The sequence below is a fragment of the Streptomyces sp. NPDC030893 genome (genome assembly GCF_055571535.1).
Genome location: NZ_JBVIFC010000013.1, coordinates 1 through 17,196, shown reverse-complemented (window position 1 = coordinate 17,196; position 17,196 = coordinate 1). Strand labels below are relative to the sequence as shown.

General features: G+C 72.2%; 18 protein-coding genes and 1 pseudogene. 14 read left to right on the top strand and 5 right to left on the bottom strand.

Going from position 1 to position 17,196, the window contains the following annotated elements; translation table 11 throughout:
* Nucleotides 1–7 precede the first annotated feature (7 nt).
* A complete protein-coding gene (locus ACZ434_RS23080; protein ID WP_468458756.1) occupies nt 8–694 on the bottom strand; it encodes a glycerophosphodiester phosphodiesterase in 687 nt (228 codons plus the stop codon).
* Nucleotides 695–947: 253 nt separating this feature from the next.
* Here ACZ434_RS23080 and ACZ434_RS23075 point away from each other — a divergent pair, with 253 nt between their 5' ends.
* The 4 genes from ACZ434_RS23075 (at nt 948) to ACZ434_RS23060 (ending at nt 4,845) form a co-directional block, all read left to right on the top strand.
* Entirely contained in the window at nt 948–2,345 is a 1,398-nt protein-coding gene (locus tag ACZ434_RS23075) for a DUF6421 family protein (protein ID WP_468458754.1), read from the top strand.
* A 38-nt stretch (nt 2,346–2,383) separates the two neighbouring features.
* Nucleotides 2,384–3,130, top strand: a complete 747-nt coding sequence (locus tag ACZ434_RS23070) for an SDR family NAD(P)-dependent oxidoreductase (protein ID WP_468458751.1) — start codon at nt 2,384–2,386, stop codon at nt 3,128–3,130.
* Nucleotides 3,127–4,197 carry a threonine aldolase family protein gene (locus tag ACZ434_RS23065; RefSeq protein WP_468458749.1) on the top strand — a complete coding sequence of 357 codons (1,071 nt, stop codon included), beginning with the start codon at nt 3,127–3,129 and terminating at the stop codon, nt 4,195–4,197. Before ACZ434_RS23070 ends, ACZ434_RS23065 begins: the two co-directional genes overlap by 4 nt.
* A gap of 75 nt (nt 4,198–4,272) precedes the next feature.
* Entirely contained in the window at nt 4,273–4,845 is a 573-nt protein-coding gene (locus tag ACZ434_RS23060) for a transglutaminase domain-containing protein (RefSeq protein ID WP_468458747.1), read from the top strand.
* A 40-nt stretch (nt 4,846–4,885) separates the two neighbouring features.
* Here ACZ434_RS23060 and ACZ434_RS23055 read toward each other — a convergent pair whose 3' ends face one another.
* The gene (locus ACZ434_RS23055) at nt 4,886–5,614 is read right to left on the bottom strand and encodes a lysophospholipid acyltransferase family protein (protein WP_468458745.1); all 729 of its coding nucleotides are present in this window, start codon (nt 5,612–5,614) and stop codon (nt 4,886–4,888) included.
* A gap of 190 nt (nt 5,615–5,804) precedes the next feature.
* On the opposite strand from ACZ434_RS23055, the gene ACZ434_RS23050 reads away from it, so the two are divergent.
* The 4 genes from ACZ434_RS23050 (at nt 5,805) to ACZ434_RS23035 (ending at nt 8,984) form a co-directional block, all read left to right on the top strand.
* Complete coding sequence (locus ACZ434_RS23050) at nt 5,805–6,221, top strand: TlpA family protein disulfide reductase (protein ID WP_468458743.1); 417 nt, start codon at nt 5,805–5,807, stop codon at nt 6,219–6,221.
* 226 nt (nt 6,222–6,447) lie between these two features.
* Nucleotides 6,448–6,957: a flavin reductase family protein gene (locus ACZ434_RS23045; protein WP_468458741.1), complete on the top strand. Its 510-nt coding sequence runs from the start codon at nt 6,448–6,450 to the stop codon at nt 6,955–6,957.
* Between the two features lie 219 nt (nt 6,958–7,176).
* Nucleotides 7,177–7,965 carry an electron transfer flavoprotein subunit beta/FixA family protein gene (locus ACZ434_RS23040; protein ID WP_468458739.1) on the top strand — a complete coding sequence of 263 codons (789 nt, stop codon included), beginning with the start codon at nt 7,177–7,179 and terminating at the stop codon, nt 7,963–7,965.
* 56 nt (nt 7,966–8,021) lie between these two features.
* Nucleotides 8,022–8,984 (top strand): electron transfer flavoprotein subunit alpha/FixB family protein, encoded by a 963-nt coding sequence (locus ACZ434_RS23035; protein WP_468458737.1) that lies wholly within the window; start codon nt 8,022–8,024, stop codon nt 8,982–8,984.
* Nucleotides 8,985–9,042: 58 nt separating this feature from the next.
* Here the strand turns inward: ACZ434_RS23035 and ACZ434_RS23030 are convergent, their stop codons facing one another.
* Complete coding sequence (locus ACZ434_RS23030; protein WP_468458735.1) at nt 9,043–9,945, bottom strand: endonuclease/exonuclease/phosphatase family protein; 903 nt, start codon at nt 9,943–9,945, stop codon at nt 9,043–9,045.
* Between the two features lie 148 nt (nt 9,946–10,093).
* Here ACZ434_RS23030 and ACZ434_RS23025 point away from each other — a divergent pair, with 148 nt between their 5' ends.
* From ACZ434_RS23025 to ACZ434_RS23010, 4 genes are all read left to right on the top strand, one after another.
* Nucleotides 10,094–11,398: a DUF6986 family protein gene (locus ACZ434_RS23025; protein WP_468458733.1), complete on the top strand. Its 1,305-nt coding sequence runs from the start codon at nt 10,094–10,096 to the stop codon at nt 11,396–11,398.
* An 82-nt stretch (nt 11,399–11,480) separates the two neighbouring features.
* Entirely contained in the window at nt 11,481–11,978 is a 498-nt protein-coding gene (locus ACZ434_RS23020; protein ID WP_468458731.1) for a DUF2975 domain-containing protein, read from the top strand.
* On the top strand, nt 11,978–12,217 hold the full coding sequence (locus ACZ434_RS23015) for a helix-turn-helix domain-containing protein (protein ID WP_468458729.1): 240 nt from the start codon (nt 11,978–11,980) through the stop codon (nt 12,215–12,217). Before ACZ434_RS23020 ends, ACZ434_RS23015 begins: the two co-directional genes overlap by 1 nt.
* Nucleotides 12,218–12,263: 46 nt before the next feature.
* On the top strand, nt 12,264–13,880 hold the full coding sequence (locus ACZ434_RS23010) for a serine/threonine-protein kinase (RefSeq protein ID WP_468458727.1): 1,617 nt from the start codon (nt 12,264–12,266) through the stop codon (nt 13,878–13,880).
* Here ACZ434_RS23010 and ACZ434_RS23005 read toward each other — a convergent pair.
* Nucleotides 13,826–14,552, bottom strand: a pseudogene (locus ACZ434_RS23005) (hypothetical protein). The gene ACZ434_RS23010 and the pseudogene ACZ434_RS23005 overlap by 55 nt on opposite strands.
* Before the next feature lie 13 nt (nt 14,553–14,565).
* Nucleotides 14,566–15,663 (bottom strand): LacI family DNA-binding transcriptional regulator, encoded by a 1,098-nt coding sequence (locus ACZ434_RS23000; RefSeq protein ID WP_468458725.1) that lies wholly within the window; start codon nt 15,661–15,663, stop codon nt 14,566–14,568.
* A 197-nt stretch (nt 15,664–15,860) separates the two neighbouring features.
* On the opposite strand from ACZ434_RS23000, the gene ACZ434_RS22995 reads away from it, so the two are divergent.
* Both ACZ434_RS22995 and ACZ434_RS22990 read left to right on the top strand, forming a co-directional pair.
* Nucleotides 15,861–16,814: an ROK family protein gene (locus tag ACZ434_RS22995; protein WP_468458723.1), complete on the top strand. Its 954-nt coding sequence runs from the start codon at nt 15,861–15,863 to the stop codon at nt 16,812–16,814.
* A 79-nt stretch (nt 16,815–16,893) separates the two neighbouring features.
* Nucleotides 16,894–17,091: a hypothetical protein gene (locus ACZ434_RS22990; protein WP_468458721.1), complete on the top strand. Its 198-nt coding sequence runs from the start codon at nt 16,894–16,896 to the stop codon at nt 17,089–17,091.
* The last annotated feature ends 105 nt before the right edge of the window (nt 17,092–17,196 follow it).

The window sequence follows — 17,196 nt, the reverse complement described above, 5'->3', positions numbered from 1 at the left end:
CGGCCGCTCACGCGGTGAAGCGGCCGGTGCGTTTGATCTCCGGGTAGTCGGTGGTCGCCCCGTCGAGTTCGAGGGCCCGCACCAGTCTGAGGTGGTCCTGGGTGTTGACCACCCAGCCGATGACGGCGAGGTCCGCCTTGCGGGCCCGCTCCACGGTCTCCAGGGTGATCCGGCGGATGTTGAGGCAGAGGGTGGAGGCGCCGGCCGCGACCGCGCGGTCCACGACCTCGGGCCCGAGGGGGCGGCTCGCGATGAGCGCCGTGCGCACCCCGGGAACCAGCCGGGCGATCTCGGTGATCGCCTCGTCGTGGAACGACGAGACCTCGACCCGGTCGGCCAGCCCCCGCTCGTTCATCACCTCCGCCAGGGCCCTGGCCGCCCGTACGTCCTTGATCTCGGCCTGGAGCGGGGCCCGCACGGCGGCCAGGACCTCTTCGAAGAGCGGGACGCGCTCGCCGTGCCCCGCGTCCAGGGCGCGCAGTTCGGCGAGTGTCCTGTCGGCGATGGCGCCCGTGCCGTCCGTCGTACGGTCCACTTCCGTGTCGTGCATGACGACGAGCGTGCCGTCCTTGCTCAGATGCAGATCGAGCTCGATGACGTCGAGGCCCGCCTCCTGGGCGGCGACGAAGGACCGGAGGGTGTTCTCGGGCTCGACACCCATGACTCCGCGGTGACCGATGGTGAGGAAGTTCAAGACTCGACTCGCTTCCGTCGACGTCGGCGGGGGGCCGCGTCCCTACGGCCCTCCTGGACCGTATCGCCTGTGCCCGCCGCGTCCAGAGGCTGAACATCGATCGCACACAGCGTCGTCCACCCGAGTGTTACGCAGGAAAAAATGCGGTGAAGCCCGGGGTGCGGCAGGATAATTTCCGGAGGTGCCCCTTGCTGGGAGAAACCCCCTGTGTATACGGTCTTCTTACGCGAGGTTTTCTTGTGGAGGATGCGACATGGCGGAAGTTCTTGTGCAGGTGGGTGCCGAGGGGCAGGTTCCTTCGGCGACCAGGGTGATCGAGCACCCGGCATGGCCCGTGCTCAAGGATGCCGTGGAGCGGATCCGGCCCTGGCAGTCCAAGGACGGTTCGATCGACCTCGACGCCGACGGGGCCCCGGCCCGCGGCGACGCCGAGCACGCGGTGCGCACCGTGATCGGTGCCGTCGAGGCGCTCTCCCCGCTGCTCCCGCACGACCGCGCCTACCACGAGGCGCTGGCCAAGGACCTGGCCCGCTGGTCCGAGGGCGGCTTCGAGGTGCCCGACTTCCTCGACTCGCTGCTGGCCTTCCAGCCGGCCGCGGGCCGCGAGGACGGCCTCCAGCACCTGGTCGTCTTCCCGATGTACACGCAGAACGGCAACCCCGACCGCAACCTCGAAGCGGTCGTGCTGCGCATGGTCTGGCCCGACTGGCTGGCCGAGCTGGAGCGCACCCGCTACGACAACCCGCTGTTCTGCGGCATCACCTTCGAGGACTTCACCGCGGGCTACGACACCAACTCCGCGGTGCTCTTCCCCGAGACCATCGCCGTGCGCGAGGCCCCCGAGCGCTTCACCTGGGGCGGCATCTTCTGCGACCGCGAGGCCGCCCGCTTCCGCCGGGTCACGGAGGCCGCCGTCGACATCCTGGGCCTGGAGCTGCCCGAGGACGTCGCCGCGATGGTGCACGACCAGAAGCGCTGCGAAGAGGCCTTCGTGCTCTGGGACATGGTCCACGACCGCACCCACAGCCACGGCGACCTGCCGTTCGACCCGTTCATGATCAAGCAGCGCCAGCCGTTCTGGATGTACGGCCTGGAGGAGCTGCGCTGCGACCTCACCGCCTTCAAGGAGGCCGTGAAGCTCGCCGGCGACGGCGTCCCGCAGGCCCGTGACGTCCAGGTCGCGGTGCTCTTCGACCGGATGTTCCGCTTCCCCGTCACCGGCGAGCGGACGCGCAACTACGACGGCCTCGGCGGCCAGCTGCTCTTCGCCTACCTGCACAAGCACGACGTCGTCCGCTGGACCGACAACAAGCTCACCATCGACTGGGAGCGCGCCCCGCAGATCACCAACCAGCTGTGCGCGGAGATCGAGACGCTCTACCGCGACGGCATCGACCGCCCCAAGCTCGTCCACTGGTTCGCCGGGTACGAGCTGGTCTCCACCTACCTCTCCCCGCACCCGGGATCCAAGTGGGCCAAGGGTCCGGACGCCCTCGACCTGACGCTGCCGCCGCGCAAGCTCGTGGATGACGTGCTTCCGGACGAGTTTCCGCTGAGCATGTTCTATGAGGCACTGTCCAAGAAGCTGAAGAACGTGATCGCCTCGACCAGGGGCATCACCGCGGACAGCGCCGAGCGGGTCGCCGCGTGAGCGATCTCGTTCACAACACTGCTCAGGAGGCGAGAATCATGGGGAACGGGGCGCTCGACGGTGCGGTGATCGCGGTGGCCGGCGCGGGAGGACCCGCGGGACGGGCGGCACTGCTGAGGCTGGCCGAGGCGGGGGCGACGGTCGTCGGCTCCGACAACGACCCGGAGCGGCTGGCGGAAGCCGTCGACGCGGCGCGCTACGCGCACGGCGGCGCCACCGTCACCGGCGACACGGTCGACCTGCTGGACCTGGAGTCCACCCGCGAGTGGGCCGCCCGCACCGAGAAGGAGTTCGGCCGCGTCGACGGCCTGGTCCATCTCGTCGGCGGCTGGCGCGGCAGCGAGACCTTCACCAAGACGAGCCTGGACGACTGGGACTTCCTGGAGCTGCTGCTGGTGCGCACCGTGCAGCACACCAGCCTCGCCTTCCACGAGGCGCTCCAGCGCAGCGACCGCGGCCGGTTCGTCCTGATCAGCGCGGCCGGCGCCACCAGGCCCACCGCGGGCAACGCCGCGTACGCGGCCGGCAAGGCCGCCGCCGAGGCGTGGACGCTGGCCATGGCCGACTACTTCCGCAAGGCCGGGGGCGAGCAGGGGCCGACGTCGGCGGCTGCGATCCTGGTCGTGAAGGCGCTGGTGCACGACGCGATGCGCGCCGACCGCCCCAACGCGAAGTTCGCGGGCTTCACGGACGTCAAGGACCTGGCCGAGGCCGTCGTCGGCGTCTGGGACAAGCCCGCCGCGGAAGTGAACGGAAACCGTCTGTGGCTGACCGAGAAGCCGTGAACCCACCGAGGACCGACGCGCGTCGTCATCACGACCCGGACGTCCGCGGTTTCGCCAGCGACAACTACGCCGGGACCCACCCGGAGGTGCTCGCCGCCCTGGCCCTGGCCAACGGCGGGCACCAGGTCGCCTACGGTGAGGACGCGTACACCGAGAACCTCCAGCAGGTGATCCGCAGTCACTTCGGGCCGGCGGCCGAGGCGTTCCCGGTGTTCAACGGCACCGGTGCCAACGTGGTGGCGCTCCAGGCGGTCACCGACCGCTGGGGCGCGGTGATCTGCGCCGAGAGCGCCCACATCAACGTGGACGAGGGCGGCGCCCCCGAGCGGGTCGGCGGGATCAAGCTGCTCACCGTGCCCACCCCGGACGGCAAGCTCACCCCCGAGCTGATCGACCGGGAGGCGTACGGCTGGGACGACGAGCACCGCGCGATGCCCCAGGTGGTCTCCATAGCCCAGGCCACCGAGCTGGGCACGGTCTACACACCGGACGAGATCCGCGCCATCTGCGAGCACGCCCACGCGCACGGCATGAAGGTGCACGTCGACGGCTCCCGGCTGGCCAACGCCGCCGCCACGCTGGACGTGCCCCTGCGCACCTTCACCAACGCGGTCGGTGTCGACCTGCTCTCGCTGGGCGGCACCAAGAACGGCGCGCTGTTCGGCGAGGCGGTCGTGGTGCTCGACCCGGACGGCATCCGGCACATGAAGCACCTGCGCAAGCTGTCCATGCAGCTCGCGTCCAAGATGCGCTTCGTGTCGGTGCAGCTGGAGGCCCTGCTCGCGCGGGACCTGTGGCTGCGCAACGCCCGGCACGCCAACGAGATGGCCCAGCGCCTGGCCGAGGGCGTGCGCGCCGTCCACGGCGTGGAGATCCTCTACCCGGTGCAGGCCAACGCCGTCTTCGCGCGGCTGCCGCACGAGGTGAGCGAGCGCCTGCAGAAGCGCTTCCGCTTCTACTTCTGGGACGAGGCGGCGGGCGACGTCCGCTGGATGTGCGCCTTCGACACCACCGAGGACGACGTGGACACCTTCGTGGCGGCGCTCAAGGAGGAGATGGCCCGCTAGCGGTGCATGCATAGGTATGCGGCTGATCGAAAATGTATTGACACTCAGTCGGCCGCATACCTATGCTCTCGCGCCATGCAGCTGATCCAGGAAAACCCGGACCTCTCCGCCTATTTGGCTGTCGACGAGGCGATCGACCACGACCATCCGCTGGTCCGCGAGACGGCGGCGCGCCTTGCCGCCGGGGTGGCCAACTCGTATGAATATGCGCGGGTGGCCTTCGATTTCGTGCGCGACACCATCGCGCACTCCCAGGACTCCGGAGATCTCCGGGTCACCTGGCGCGCCTCCGACGTGCTGGAGCAGCGCACCGGCATCTGCTACGCCAAGGCCCACGCGCTGGCCGCGCTGCTGCGCGCCGAGGACATTCCGACCGCGCTCTGCTACCAGGACCTGGGCGTCGTCCACGGGCTGGTCGCCGTACGGTTCCACGGCGGCTGGCATCGGCAGGACCCGCGCGGCAACAAGCCGGGAGTCGACGCACGGTTCTCCCTCGACGGCGAGAGACTCGCCTTCACGCCCGACGCCGCGTCCGGCGAGGGCGACCACCCGCTCCTGTATGCCGCCCCGCACCCGGTCGTACTGAACGCCCTGCGGTCCGCCCGTGACCGCCCGCACCTGTGGCGGACGCTGCCCACCGCCCTCTGAGGCATGCCCGCCGACCAGCCGGGTGGCGGGGATGCCGCCGTCAGCGGGACTCGGACTGGCGGAGCTGTTCCGGGGTCGGGGCCGTGCCGCCGAGGTGGGCCGGCATCCACCAGGTGTCGTCCGGGCCCTTCGGGCGCACCGGATAGGCTCGCTGCGCCGCCTCCAGCAGCTCCTGCACGCGCTCGCGCAGCTGACGGGTGATCGCGCCCGCGTACTTGTCCCTGGACGCCTCGATCGCCTCGCCCACCCGGATGGTGATGGGGGTGTGGCTGCGCCTGAAGTTGCGCGGGTGGCCCTTGGTCCACAGCCGCTGCGTGCCCCACACCGCCATCGGGACCAGCGGCACGCCCGCCTCCTGTGCCAGGCGCGCGGCGCCCGACTTGAAGCTCTTCAGCGTGAACGACTGCGAGATGGTCGCCTCCGGGAAGACGCCCACGATCTCACCCGACCGCAGCGACCGCAGCGCGTGCTCGTACGCGGCCTCGCCCTGCTTGCGGTCCACCGGGATGTGCTTCATGCCGCGCATCAGCGGACCGGAGACACGGTGCCGGAAGACCGACTCCTTCGCCATGAAGCGGACGAGCCGCTTCTGGGGGAGCGCCGCCAGCCCGTTGAAGACGAAGTCCAGGTAGCTGATGTGATTGCTCACCAGCACGGCGCCGCCCGAGCGCGGGATGTTCTCCGAACCCTGGCAGTCGATCTTGAGGTCCCACACCTTGAACAGCGTGCGGGCGAAGCCGACGACGGGCCGGTAGACGAGTTCTGCCATGGGCGGGTAGGAACCCTTCCTTCTCTGCCTGGGAAGGAGGCTCCCAGCCGAAAGTTACGCAGCCGTAGGTTTACGGCTTGTCGCAGATGGTGCCCGAAGAACGGCCGGTGAACCAGTCCTGGTGCCCTTCGGCGGCGAGATTCTCGTCACGTCCACCCTGATCACCACGGTTTTCGCGTGACACCGGGGAATGTCCGGGCCTCCGCCGGCGCTGGAGAGGGCTGACGGCACACCCAGGGCGGGAGAGGATCCAGTGCGAGAGCGGGACGACGAGGGACGGCGGCGCACGCCCGCCGGGGCGATGGCCGCACTCGGTGTGGAACTGGGGGAACGCGCCACCCTCGTGCAGTTCTCCACCGCCTTCTGCGCGCCCTGCCGAGCCACCCGCCGTGTGCTCGGCGACGTGGCCGCCCTCGTGCCGGGCGTGACCCATGTGGAGATCGACGCCGAGGCCCGTCTGGACCTCGTGCGCCGGCTGGAGATCGTGCGGACCCCGACGGTGCTGGTCCTCGACGCGGCCGGCCGGGAGGTCCGGCGCGCGGCCGGGCAGCCGCGCAAGGCCGACGTGATCGCCGCGCTCGGAGAGGCGGTGCGGGAGCCGTCGTGAGCACGGTGAGGCAGCCTCTGAAACCTCCCGTGAGGGATCTCCCAGATCACCGGACCGGCTTGACTGTGCATGCCACACGTCGTCAGCCTGACTCCATGTCCTCGGAACTCCTGCGCCCCGGGCGGGTACCCGGCCGCCCGGCGGCCGCCCGCGCCGCGCGTGTGCGCCGGCCGGGCCGGTGAGCAGCCGCGAATCCGCTCGTCACCTCCCGCGGAAGGACAGTTCCATGACGGCCACCTCCGGCCTCGGCAGCGCCCGGCCCGCCTCGCCCGAGCTGCTGCGCTCCGTCTTCCGCCGGCACGCCGCGGGCGTCGCCGTGATCACCGCCCGCGGTCGCCGCGGCCCGGTCGGATTCACCGCCACCTCCCTCGCCTCCGTCTCCGCCGAGCCCCCGATGCTGTCCTTCGTGGTCGGTACGGGAAGCTCCAGCTGGCCCGTGATCGCGACGTCCGACCACGTCGGCGTGCACGTCCTCGGGGAGCACCAGCGGGACCTGGCGGCGACCTTCGCACGCAGCGGAGCCGACCGCTTCGGCCCGGCCACCGCCTGGCGGGAGGGGCCCGAGGGGGTCCCCGTACTGGACGACGTGCCGGCCTGGATGGTGTGCGAGGTGGTGGCACGGGTGCCCGCCGGCGACCACCGCATCGTGATCGCCGAGGTCCTGCTGGGCGACCCGGCCGGTCACGGCCGTCCGCTCCTCTACCACCAGGGGCGTTTCAACGGTCTGCGCGACTGACGCCGTGGCGCCTCCTGGTCGCGACCCGGTCGAGTTCCGGTTACGCTGCGTTGCGAAGGTCACAGTTCAAAGCGCTTGCTCAGCGGGAAAGAACTGGTTGTACTGACGAGTAATATTTCGTTCGGAGCGTGGGTCGCCCCGACCGGGATCGCCCGCTTCAGGCGCCTATGCTGCCTGCAGGCAGGCAGCCAGAAATGACGATGCAGTAGGAGAGCCGGCGTGAGCTTGAGGATCGTTGTCACTGTGAAGTACGTGCCCGACGCCACTGGCGACCGGCACTTCGCCGATGACCTGACCGTCGACCGTGACGATGTGGACGGTCTGCTCTCCGAGCTGGACGAGTACGCGGTCGAGCAGGCGCTGCAGATCTCGGAGAACTCCGACGACGACGTGGAGATCACCGTCCTGACGGTGGGCCCGGAGGACGCCAAGGACGCCCTGCGCAAGGCGCTGTCCATGGGCGCCGACAAGGCGATCCACGTCGAGGACGACGACCTGCACGGCACCGACGCCATCGGCACCTCCCTGGTCCTGGCCAAGGCGGTCGAGAAGGCCGGTTACGACCTGGTCATCTCCGGCATGGCCTCCACGGACGGCGTCATGGGCGTCGTACCGGCGCTGCTCGCGGAGCGTCTGGGCGTGCCGCAGGTGACCCTGCTGTCCGAGGTGTCGGTCGAGGACGGCACGGTCAAGGGCCGCCGTGACGGCGACGCCGCCTCCGAGCAGCTCGAGGCCTCCCTCCCGGCGGTCGTGTCGGTCACCGACCAGTCGGGCGAGGCCCGGTACCCGTCCTTCAAGGGCATCATGGCGGCCAAGAAGAAGCCGGTCGAGTCCTGGGACCTGTCCGACCTCGACATCGACGAGGACGAGGTCGGTCTGGAGAACGCCTACACGGTCGTCGAGTCGGCGGCCGAGCGTCCGGCCCGCACCGCCGGCACGATCGTCAAGGACGAGGGCGAGGGCGGCAAGCAGCTCGCCGAGTTCCTCGCGAGCCAGAAGTTCATCTGAGCCGCTGGTTCCGCTGACCGCCCCTCATACTTCGCAAGCAGGAGAGAAGAAGTCCCATGGCTGAAGTTCTCGTCTACGTCGACCACGTGGACGGTGCCGTCCGCAAGCCCACCCTGGAGCTGCTGACCCTGGCCCGCCGCATCGGCGAGCCGGTCGCCGTCGCGCTGGGCAACGGTGCCGCGGACACCGCCGCCGCGCTCGCCGAGCACGGCGCGGTGAAGGTCCTCACCCACGAGGCCGCCGAGTACGCCGACTACCTGGTCGTGCCGAAGGTGGACGCCCTCCAGGCCGCCCACGAGGCCGTCTCCCCGGCCGCCGTGCTGGTGTCGTCCTCCGCCGAGGGCAAGGAGATCGCCGCCCGTCTGGCACTGCGTCTGGGCTCGGGCGTCATCACCGACGCCGTCGACCTGGAGGCCGGCGACGAGGGCCCGGTGGCCACCCAGTCGGTGTTCGCCGCCTCCTTCACCACCAAGTCCCGTGTCTCCAAGGGCACCCCGGTCATCACGGTCAAGCCGAACTCGGCCGCCGTGGAGGCCGCCCCGGCCGCCGGTGCGGTCGAGGCCCTGAGCGTGTCCTTCTCCGCCCAGGCGACCGGCACCAAGGTCACCGGCCGTACCCCGCGCGAGTCGACGGGGCGTCCGGAGCTGACCGAGGCCGCGATCGTGGTCTCCGGTGGCCGCGGTGTCAACGGCGCGGAGAACTTCGCGATCATCGAGGCGCTCGCCGACTCCCTCGGCGCGGCCGTCGGCGCCTCGCGTGCCGCCGTCGACGCCGGCTGGTACCCGCACACCAACCAGGTCGGCCAGACCGGCAAGTCGGTCTCGCCGCAGCTGTACATCGCCTCCGGCATCTCCGGCGCGATCCAGCACCGCGCCGGTATGCAGACCTCGAAGACCATCGTGGCCGTCAACAAGGACGCCGAGGCCCCGATCTTCGACCTGGTCGACTACGGTATCGTCGGCGACCTGTTCGACGTCGTGCCCCAGCTCACCGAGGAGATCAAGACCCGCAAGGGCTGATCGTTCCCGAGCCGTAAGAGGCCCCCGCGACCGCGCCGGTCACGGGGGCCTCGGTGCGTCACAGGGTCAGCGAGGCCCGAACCGGCAGGTGGTCGCTCGGGAACTGCCCGTCCACCGCGAAGGTGTCGACGCACGCCCGGTGCACCGTGGTGCCGGTCGTGGCCAGGATCCAGTCGATGCGCGCGCCGTCCGCCACCGGCGTCCGGTACCGGTGGAACGTCCCGTAGCCGTCCCCGCGTTCGGCGGCCGCGTCCCAGGTGTCGAGGAGCCCGGCGCCCAGCATCGTGTCGTACACGGGGTCCGAGTGGGCGACGGCGTTGAAGTCGCCGGTCACGATCACCGGCCGGGAGCGGGCCAGTTCGCCGACGCGTTCGGCGACGAGGGCGGCGGCCCGCTCCCTCGCGTACCCGCTCGCGTTGTCCAGATGGGTGTCGAGGACCCAGAACTCCCCGCCCCCGGCGCGCAGATCGCGAAAGCGGACCTGGGTGACCATGCGAATGTGGGCGTTGCCCCAGGTGTTCGAGGCGATCACACCGGGGGTGTCGGACAGCCAGAAGTGGTCGTACTCCAGCGGGGCGAGCCGCCGGGTGTCGTAGAACACCGCCATGAACTCGTCCCGGCTGCCGCCGGCCCGTCCGGTGCCGATCCAGTCGTAGGACGGTCGGAGGTCGGCCTCGATGTCCCGCAGCTGCTGGTACAGGCCCTCCTGGGTGCCCAGGACATGCGGACGTGCGCGGCGCAGCAGCCGGCGCGTCACGGGTCTGCGGACGGCCCAGCTGTTCGGCTCGGCGGTGCTCGCGAACCGCAGGTTGAACGACATGACGTCCAGCCGGCCGTCCGGGGGCTCGTCCGCCGAGGCCGGATCGGGCGGCAGTGCTGTACTGGAGAGCGGAACGACGACCGAGGCGGCGAGCGCGCTCTTCAGCAGGGGACGACGCGTGACACGGCGGTGATTCGGCACGGACAAACGGTGCCAGATGGGCGTGAGCATGACGAGGGGGCCGGAGGGGACCGATGCGCGGAAGGGGTGTTGACCGGCGGGAAGGCCGCCCGATAACTTCATTCTACGAATTGTTGATTCCGTATCGCGGAACCTGGGAGGCTGTGGGATGGGGCAAGGGCAGCGGGAGCGGGTGGCGACGAGTCTGGCGAGTGCCGTCACCGAGGAGATCGGCGCCTCCCTCGCGCCGGTCGACGCCGAACTGGAACGCCGTTACCCCGGGGACCCCGGAACCCGCCAGCCCGTCCACACCGTCTACGTCCCCGCCGACGCCCTCGCCCCCGACACGCTCCGCACCTGGGGCGACCGCGCCCTCGCCGCCCTCGACGAGCACGCCCCCGACGCCGCCTCCTTCGCCGCCGTCCTCGGACTGGACGACACCCTGGCCGAGGACGTGTACGGCCGCGTCCGCGACAAACTGCGGCGCGAGCCGGTCGAGGACCTGCGCGTCGACTTCGAGGACGGCTACGGTAGCCGCCCCGACGCCGAGGAGGACGAGGCCGCCGCCCGCGTGGCCCGGCTGATCGACGAGGCGTACGCGGCGGGCACCGCCGCCCCGTACACGGGTATCCGCATGAAGTGCATGGAGGCCGCCGTACGGGGCCGGGGCATCCGCACCCTCGACATCTTCCTCACTGGCCTGATGGAGGCCCGGGGCCTGCCTCCCGGGCTGGTCCTGACCCTGCCCAAGGTCACCTACGCCGAGCAGGTCACCGCCATGGCGCGGCTGCTCGACGCCTTCGAGAAGGAGCGCGGCCTCGAGCCCGGCCGGATCGGCTTCGAGATCCAGATCGAGACCAGCCAGTCCATCCTCGCCACCGACGGCACCGCCACCGTCGCCCGCATGATCCAGGCCGCCGAGGGCCGCGCCACCGGCCTGCACTACGGCACCTTCGACTACAGCGCCTGCCTCGGCGTCTCCGCCGCGCACCAGGCGAGCGACCACCCGACCGCCGACCACGCCAAGGCCGTCATGCAGGTCGCCGCCGCCGGCACCGGGGTACGCCTCTCGGACGGCTCCACCAACGTCCTGCCGGTCGGGCCCACCGAGCAGGTCCACGACGCCTGGCGCCTGCACTACGGGCTCACCCGCCGCGCCCTCGCCCGTGCCTACTACCAGGGCTGGGACATGCACCCCGGCCATCTCCCCACCCGGTACGCGGCCGTCTTCGCCTTCTACCGCGAGGGCTTCGAGCGGGCCGCCGCCCGCCTCGCCCGCTACGCCGGCCGGACCGGCGGCGACATCATGGACGAGCCCGCCACCGCCAAGGCCCTCGCCGGCTACCTGCTGCGCGGTCTGGACTGCGGTGCCCTGGACGTCGCCGAGGTGGCCCGGGCGGCCGGCCTGACCCGCGCGGACCTGGAGGGCTTCGCCGCGCCCCGGCGGGGCGACCTCACGGCCTCCGGCCGGTAGCCCGGGCCCGGCGCTCCGCCCATTTTGCCTCTCCTATCGAATCTCGATAGATTTCCATCGTGGTTCGAGTGGAGGAGGGGCGATGGGACGGCTGACCGTGCTCGCGCTGCGCACCGTGATCGTGGTGCTGCTGGCGGGTTCACTGGGTGTGCAGGCGGTGATGGTGCCGCTGCTGGCGAGCGACCTCGAAGGGCTGGATCCGGAGTACGCCCACCTGCGGGTCCCGCTCCTGATCGTCGTGGTCCTCACCGTGGTGACGGCCCAGACCGTCCTGGTCTGCGTCTGGCGGCTGGTGACGATGGCCCGGCGGGGAACGGTCTTCTCGCACGCCGCCTTCCGCTACGTGCACATCGTCATCGGCGCGTTCGCCGCCGCCGCCCTGCTGGTGTTCGCGTTCGGGGCGCTCCTGGCACCGGGCGAGGCCGTGGCACCGGGCATCGTGCTCCTGCTCGGCGGCGCCGGCCTCGCCGTCCTCGGGATCGCGCTCATCGTCCTCGTCCTGCGGATGCTCCTGGCGCAGGCCGTCGCCCGCGACGTCGAGGCGTCGCGGATGCGGGCCGAGCTGGCCGAGGTGATCTGATGCCGATCGCCGTCGACATCGACGTGATGCTGGCCAGACGGAAGATGTCCGTGGGGGAGCTCGCCGAACGCGTCGGGATCACCCCGGCCAACCTGGCCGTGCTCAAGAACGGCCGCGCCAAGGCCGTACGCTTCACCACCCTCGCGGCCCTCTGCGAAGTGCTCGAATGCCAGCCCGGTGACCTGCTGCGCTGGGAGCCCGAGGAGGCCCCGGCCGCTGCCGCCGTCCGCTCCGCCTAGGCTGTACCCCTCGGACGGTCGGTGGGGTTCACAGAACGGGGCAGCGGTGTCGACGGGGGAGTACGGACAGGCGGGCGGGCAGGCGGACGGCACCGGGCGGCTGCTGGCCGGCCGCTACCGGGTCACCGCCCGGCTCGGGCGCGGCGGCATGGGCGTCGTGTGGAAGGCGGTCGACGAGGTCCTCGGCCGCGAGGTGGCGGTCAAGGAACTGCGCACCTACACCGACGCGGCCGGTCCCGAACTGGCGGACCTGAAACTGCGGATGCAGCGCGAGGCGCGCGCGGCGGCCCGGGTGCGGCACCCCGGCGTCGTCGCCGTCCACGACATCGCCGAGGTGGACGGCCGCCCGCTGATCGTCATGGAACTCGTCGACGGGCCCTCCCTGGACGACGTGCTCCGCGACCACGGCACCCTCGGTCCGCGCGAGACCGCCCGGATCGGCGCCGAGGTGATGGACGCGCTGGCCGCCGCGCACCGGGCCGGGGTGCTGCACCGCGATGTGAAGCCCGGCAACATCCTGCTCGACCGCTCGGGCCGGGTCGTCCTCACCGACTTCGGCATCGCCGCCATGGAGGACCCCGGCGACGGCTCGTCGAGCCGGCTCACCCGCAGCGGCGAGATCGTCGGCTCCCTCGACTACCTGGCGCCCGAGCGCGCCCAGGGCGCCGTCCCCGGCCCGGCCTCCGACGTCTGGGCCCTCGGCGCCACGCTCTACGCGGCCCTGGAAGGCGCCTCGCCCTTCCGCCGGACGTCGACCTTCTCCACGCTCACCGCCATCGTCGACGAGCCGCTGCCCGTATCGCGCGCGGCCGGTCCGCTCGCACCCGTCCTCGGGCAACTGATGGACAAGCGGCCCGAGTTCCGTCCCGAGGCCGCGGAGGCGCAGGAACTCCTGAAGGCCGTCGCCGCCGGCGCGGACATCCCGACGACGGCACTGCGCCGGGCCGGGACGGAGCGTGGTGTTCCCGCGGTCCCGCCGGGCTTCGGACCGCCGGCGACGGCACGTGCCGCCGCGCCCACGACCCCCGACGCCGCGGCGGCCCCGGGCGCTCCCGAGGCCCCTCGTGGCAAGCGCCGTGCCCTGCTCGTCGCCGTGGCCGTCACGGTCGTCCTGGCCGCGGCCGGCGTCACGGCCGCCGTGCTCAACCTCCCGGACGGCACCCGCGCCCAGGCGGACACCGGCACCCCGGCCTCCGCCGGGGAGAAGAGCGCGGCACCGTCGGGGACGTCCGACGAGAAGCCCGACGAGAAGCCCGGCGGGAACGACGCGACCGAGGGCTCCGCCACCGACGGCCCCGGCCCCACCGACGGCTCCGACTCCACCGTCGCCGAGAAGACCCCGGACGGCGGAGGAACCGACGACGGCGCGACCACACAGGCTCCGGTCTGCCACCCCGTCGGCGGCGGCAAGTACAACTGCCACGTATGGCGCACCGCCACCTCCCACACGGCCTCCGGCACGGAGGTCGGCGTCCTCAACTCGGGCACCAACTACTTCTACTGCCAGGAGAAACTGGGCCGGCGCCAGACCCAGGGCGAGTGGACCAACGTCTGGTGGGCCCGGACCGACGACGACAGCGGCAACACCGATGTCTGGGTCAACGACGTCTACATCAAGGGCGGCGCCAACGACGCCCCGGTGCCCGGACTTCCGTACTGCTGAGCGTCCGCGCACCGCACGCCATCACCCTCTTCTCCCGCGCGGCCAGGAGGGTGCCCCGCTCGCACGGGGACCGGTCGGCGCGTGCCCGCACAGAACTCCTCGGGGAGGTGCCGAACAGCTCGCGCAGCCCGGGCGCGCCCCGCGACAGGTCGGTGAGCGGCGGCCGCCGGCCCGGATGCGCGCGCGGGGCGCCGGTGCCGTCGTGCAGCACACCATGGCGGTTGACGTACGCCTACGCCCCGGGCAGCACCGAGCCGTCGGCGAGCTCGATCCGCACGCCGGGCGCGGGCAGCCGGACGCGCCGGAGGTTGCCGTCCGGCCGGGGCACGCCCCGCTCGCGTCGGTCACGGCGAGCCGCCGGGCGTCGAGCCGGAGGACGAACAGCTCAGCTCCCGCGCCCTTCCCGGGCGGCGGCCGGCGAGTCGGACACGTATCGCCTACGGCTGACATGTGCCGAGACGCCGATGCCGGCGCCCGTCACCCGCGTCCGTGCCATCGGCAGCGGGGTGATGATCCCGGTACCCGGTCGGCGAAGACCAGGCGGTCCAGCGGCTCCGTCCGGTTGCCGTCGAGCAGTCCCGACTCCCGTGGCCGGGCGCCCGGCTGGAGCAGCGGATGCTCACGCGGGGCCCAGTCCGGGCCCGGCGTCCGCAGGGTGCGCTCCTCCGCCACCGGTGCCGCCCGCTCAGTCCGCCGGGGGCAGCTCGCCGGAGCCGCGGGTGATCAGCCGGGTGGGCAGCTCGATGCGCTCCGGGGTGAGCAGGGTGCCGTCCAGCTGGCGGAACAGCCGCTCGGCCGCGGTCCGGCCGAGGGCCGCCGCGTCCTGGGCGACGACCGTGACACCCGGCTGGAGCAGATCGGCGAGCTCGATGTCGTCGAAGCCGACCAGGGCGACCGGGCGGGTGTGCTCGGCCAGCACCCGGATCACGGTGACCGTCACCCGGTTGTTGCCCGTGAAGATCGCGGTGACCGGGTCCGGGCCGCGGAGCATCTCCCGGGCCGCCCGGCGCACCCGCTCGGGGTCGGTGACGCCCAGCGACATCCAGGAGTCCGCCACCGGTATCCCCGCGTCCTCCATGGCGGTCCGGTAGCCGCGCAGACGCTCGGCCGCGGTGTGGATGCGGGGCATGTCGCCGATGAAGCCGATCCTGCGGTGTCCGTGCGCGATCAGATGGCTCACGCCGTCGTGGGCACCGCCGTAGTTGTCCGACACGACGACGTCCGCGTCGATGTGCCCCGCCGGGCGGTCCACGAAGACGGTGGCGACACCCGCCTTGAGCTCCGGTTCCAGATAGCGGTGGTCGTCGCCGGCCGGGATCACCACCAGCCCGTCCACCCGCCGGGCGCACAGCGCCAGCACCAGCTCCTGCTCGCGCTCGGCGTCCTCCGCGCTGGATCCGTTGATCAGCAGCGCGCCGTGCGCGCGGGCCACCTCCTCCACCGCCCGGCTCAGCGGCCCGTAGAACGGGTCCGCGAGATCCTCCAGGACCAGACCGATGCTGGCCGTGCGGCCCTTGCGCAGCACCCGGGCGCTGTCGTTGCGGCGGAAACCGAGCGCCTCGATCGCCTCCTGGACCCGGCGCTCCGTCTCCGGCGTCACCCCCGGTTCTCCGTTGACCACCCGGGAGACCGTCTTGAGGCCCACGCCGGCGCGGGCGGCGACGTCCTTCATCGTCGGACGGTTGCCGTAGCGGGTGCCCGGGAGGCGGCGATCGGTGCGGCGGGTCGTCTCCGGCACGGTGCGTTGTCCTGTCCTGTCGGCCACGGGGATGCGTAGGTCCATGGGGTTGTATGAGGATGTGGCGTCGAGCATAGAGCCTGGACAACGTTGTCAGAGTCGGGAGACACTGTCCGACGCACACTCCGGCCCGCACATCACCGCTCGACGGGGACGGGAGCCGTGCTCCATGTGTTGCCTCGTGGTCGTACATGGGTGTTCTCGGCGATTTTCTGATGTTCTGACGGGGAGATCCGACACTGATGCACACCGACCTCGTGGCCGCGCTCGACATCGGCGGCACCAAGATCGCCGGCGCACTGGTGGACGGCCGGGGCCGGATCCTGGTCCGCGCCCAGCGGCCGACGCCCGCGCGGGAGGACGGCGAGACCGTGATGCGGGCGGTCGAGGCGGTGCTCGGCGAGCTCACCGCCTCCGCGCTGTGGCAGCGCGCGGGCGCGGTGGGCATCGGCAGCGCCGGACCCGTGGACGCCTCGGCCGGCACGGTGAGCCCCGTGAACGTGCCGGGCTGGCGCGACTACCCCCTCGTCGCCCGGGTCCGGGACGCGGTCGGGGGCCTGCCCGTGGAGCTGATCGGCGATGGTGTGGCCATCACGGCCGCCGAGCACTGGCAGGGTGCCGCGCGCGGCCACGACAACGCGCTGTGCATGGTCGTCTCCACCGGGGTCGGCGGCGGTCTGGTGCTCGGCGGCCGGCTGCACCCCGGACCCACGGGCAACGCGGGGCACATCGGTCACATCAGCGTGGATCTCGACGGCGATCCGTGCCCGTGCGGCTCGCGCGGCTGCGTGGAGCGCATAGCGAGCGGCCCCAACATCGCCCGCCGGGCCCTGGGCGACGGCTGGCTGCCCGGCCCCGGGGGCGACACCTCCGCCGCAGCGGTGGCCGCCGCCGCCCGGGCCGGCGATCCGGTGGCCGTGGCGTCCTTCGAGCGCGCGGCGAGGGCGCTGGCCGCCGGCATCGCGGCCACCGCGACGCTCGTCGAGATCGACATCGCCGTGATCGGCGGGGGCGTGGGCAAGTCGGGGGAGGTCCTCTTCGCCCCGCTGCGCAAGGCGCTCACCGAGTACGCCACCCTCTCCTTCGTCCAGCGCCTCGCGGTGACCCCGGCGCGGATGGGCACCGACGCGGGCCTGGTGGGAGCGGCGGCGGCGGCGCTGGCCGGGCGCGCGGACGCGGCGGTCGCCGGGGTGTGAGGCGGCGCGGGAGCGACCGGCGGGCCGCGTTCCGGAAGCCGGGCGTGACCCCGGGGCGGTGTCCGCAGTTGAGCCCCGTATGAAGAAGCGCAGCATGCTCGCCATCGCCTCCCTCGCCACCGGCTTCGTCGTCGCGGCGGTCACCCCCTCCCACGCGCTCGGTGACACCCCCCTCGGCGGTGTCACCGACGTCGAGGACACCATCGGCACCCTCGACCGGACCGTCGCCGAGAACAACACGCTGGACCTCGACGTCGACCGGGGGGACAAGGCCTGACGGGCCCACCGCCCCGCCGCGGGGGGGGGGGGGGGGGGGGGGGGGGGGGGGGGGGGGGGGGGGGTTGGGGGGGTTTTTCTGGTGGGGGGGGTTTGTTGTGGCGGG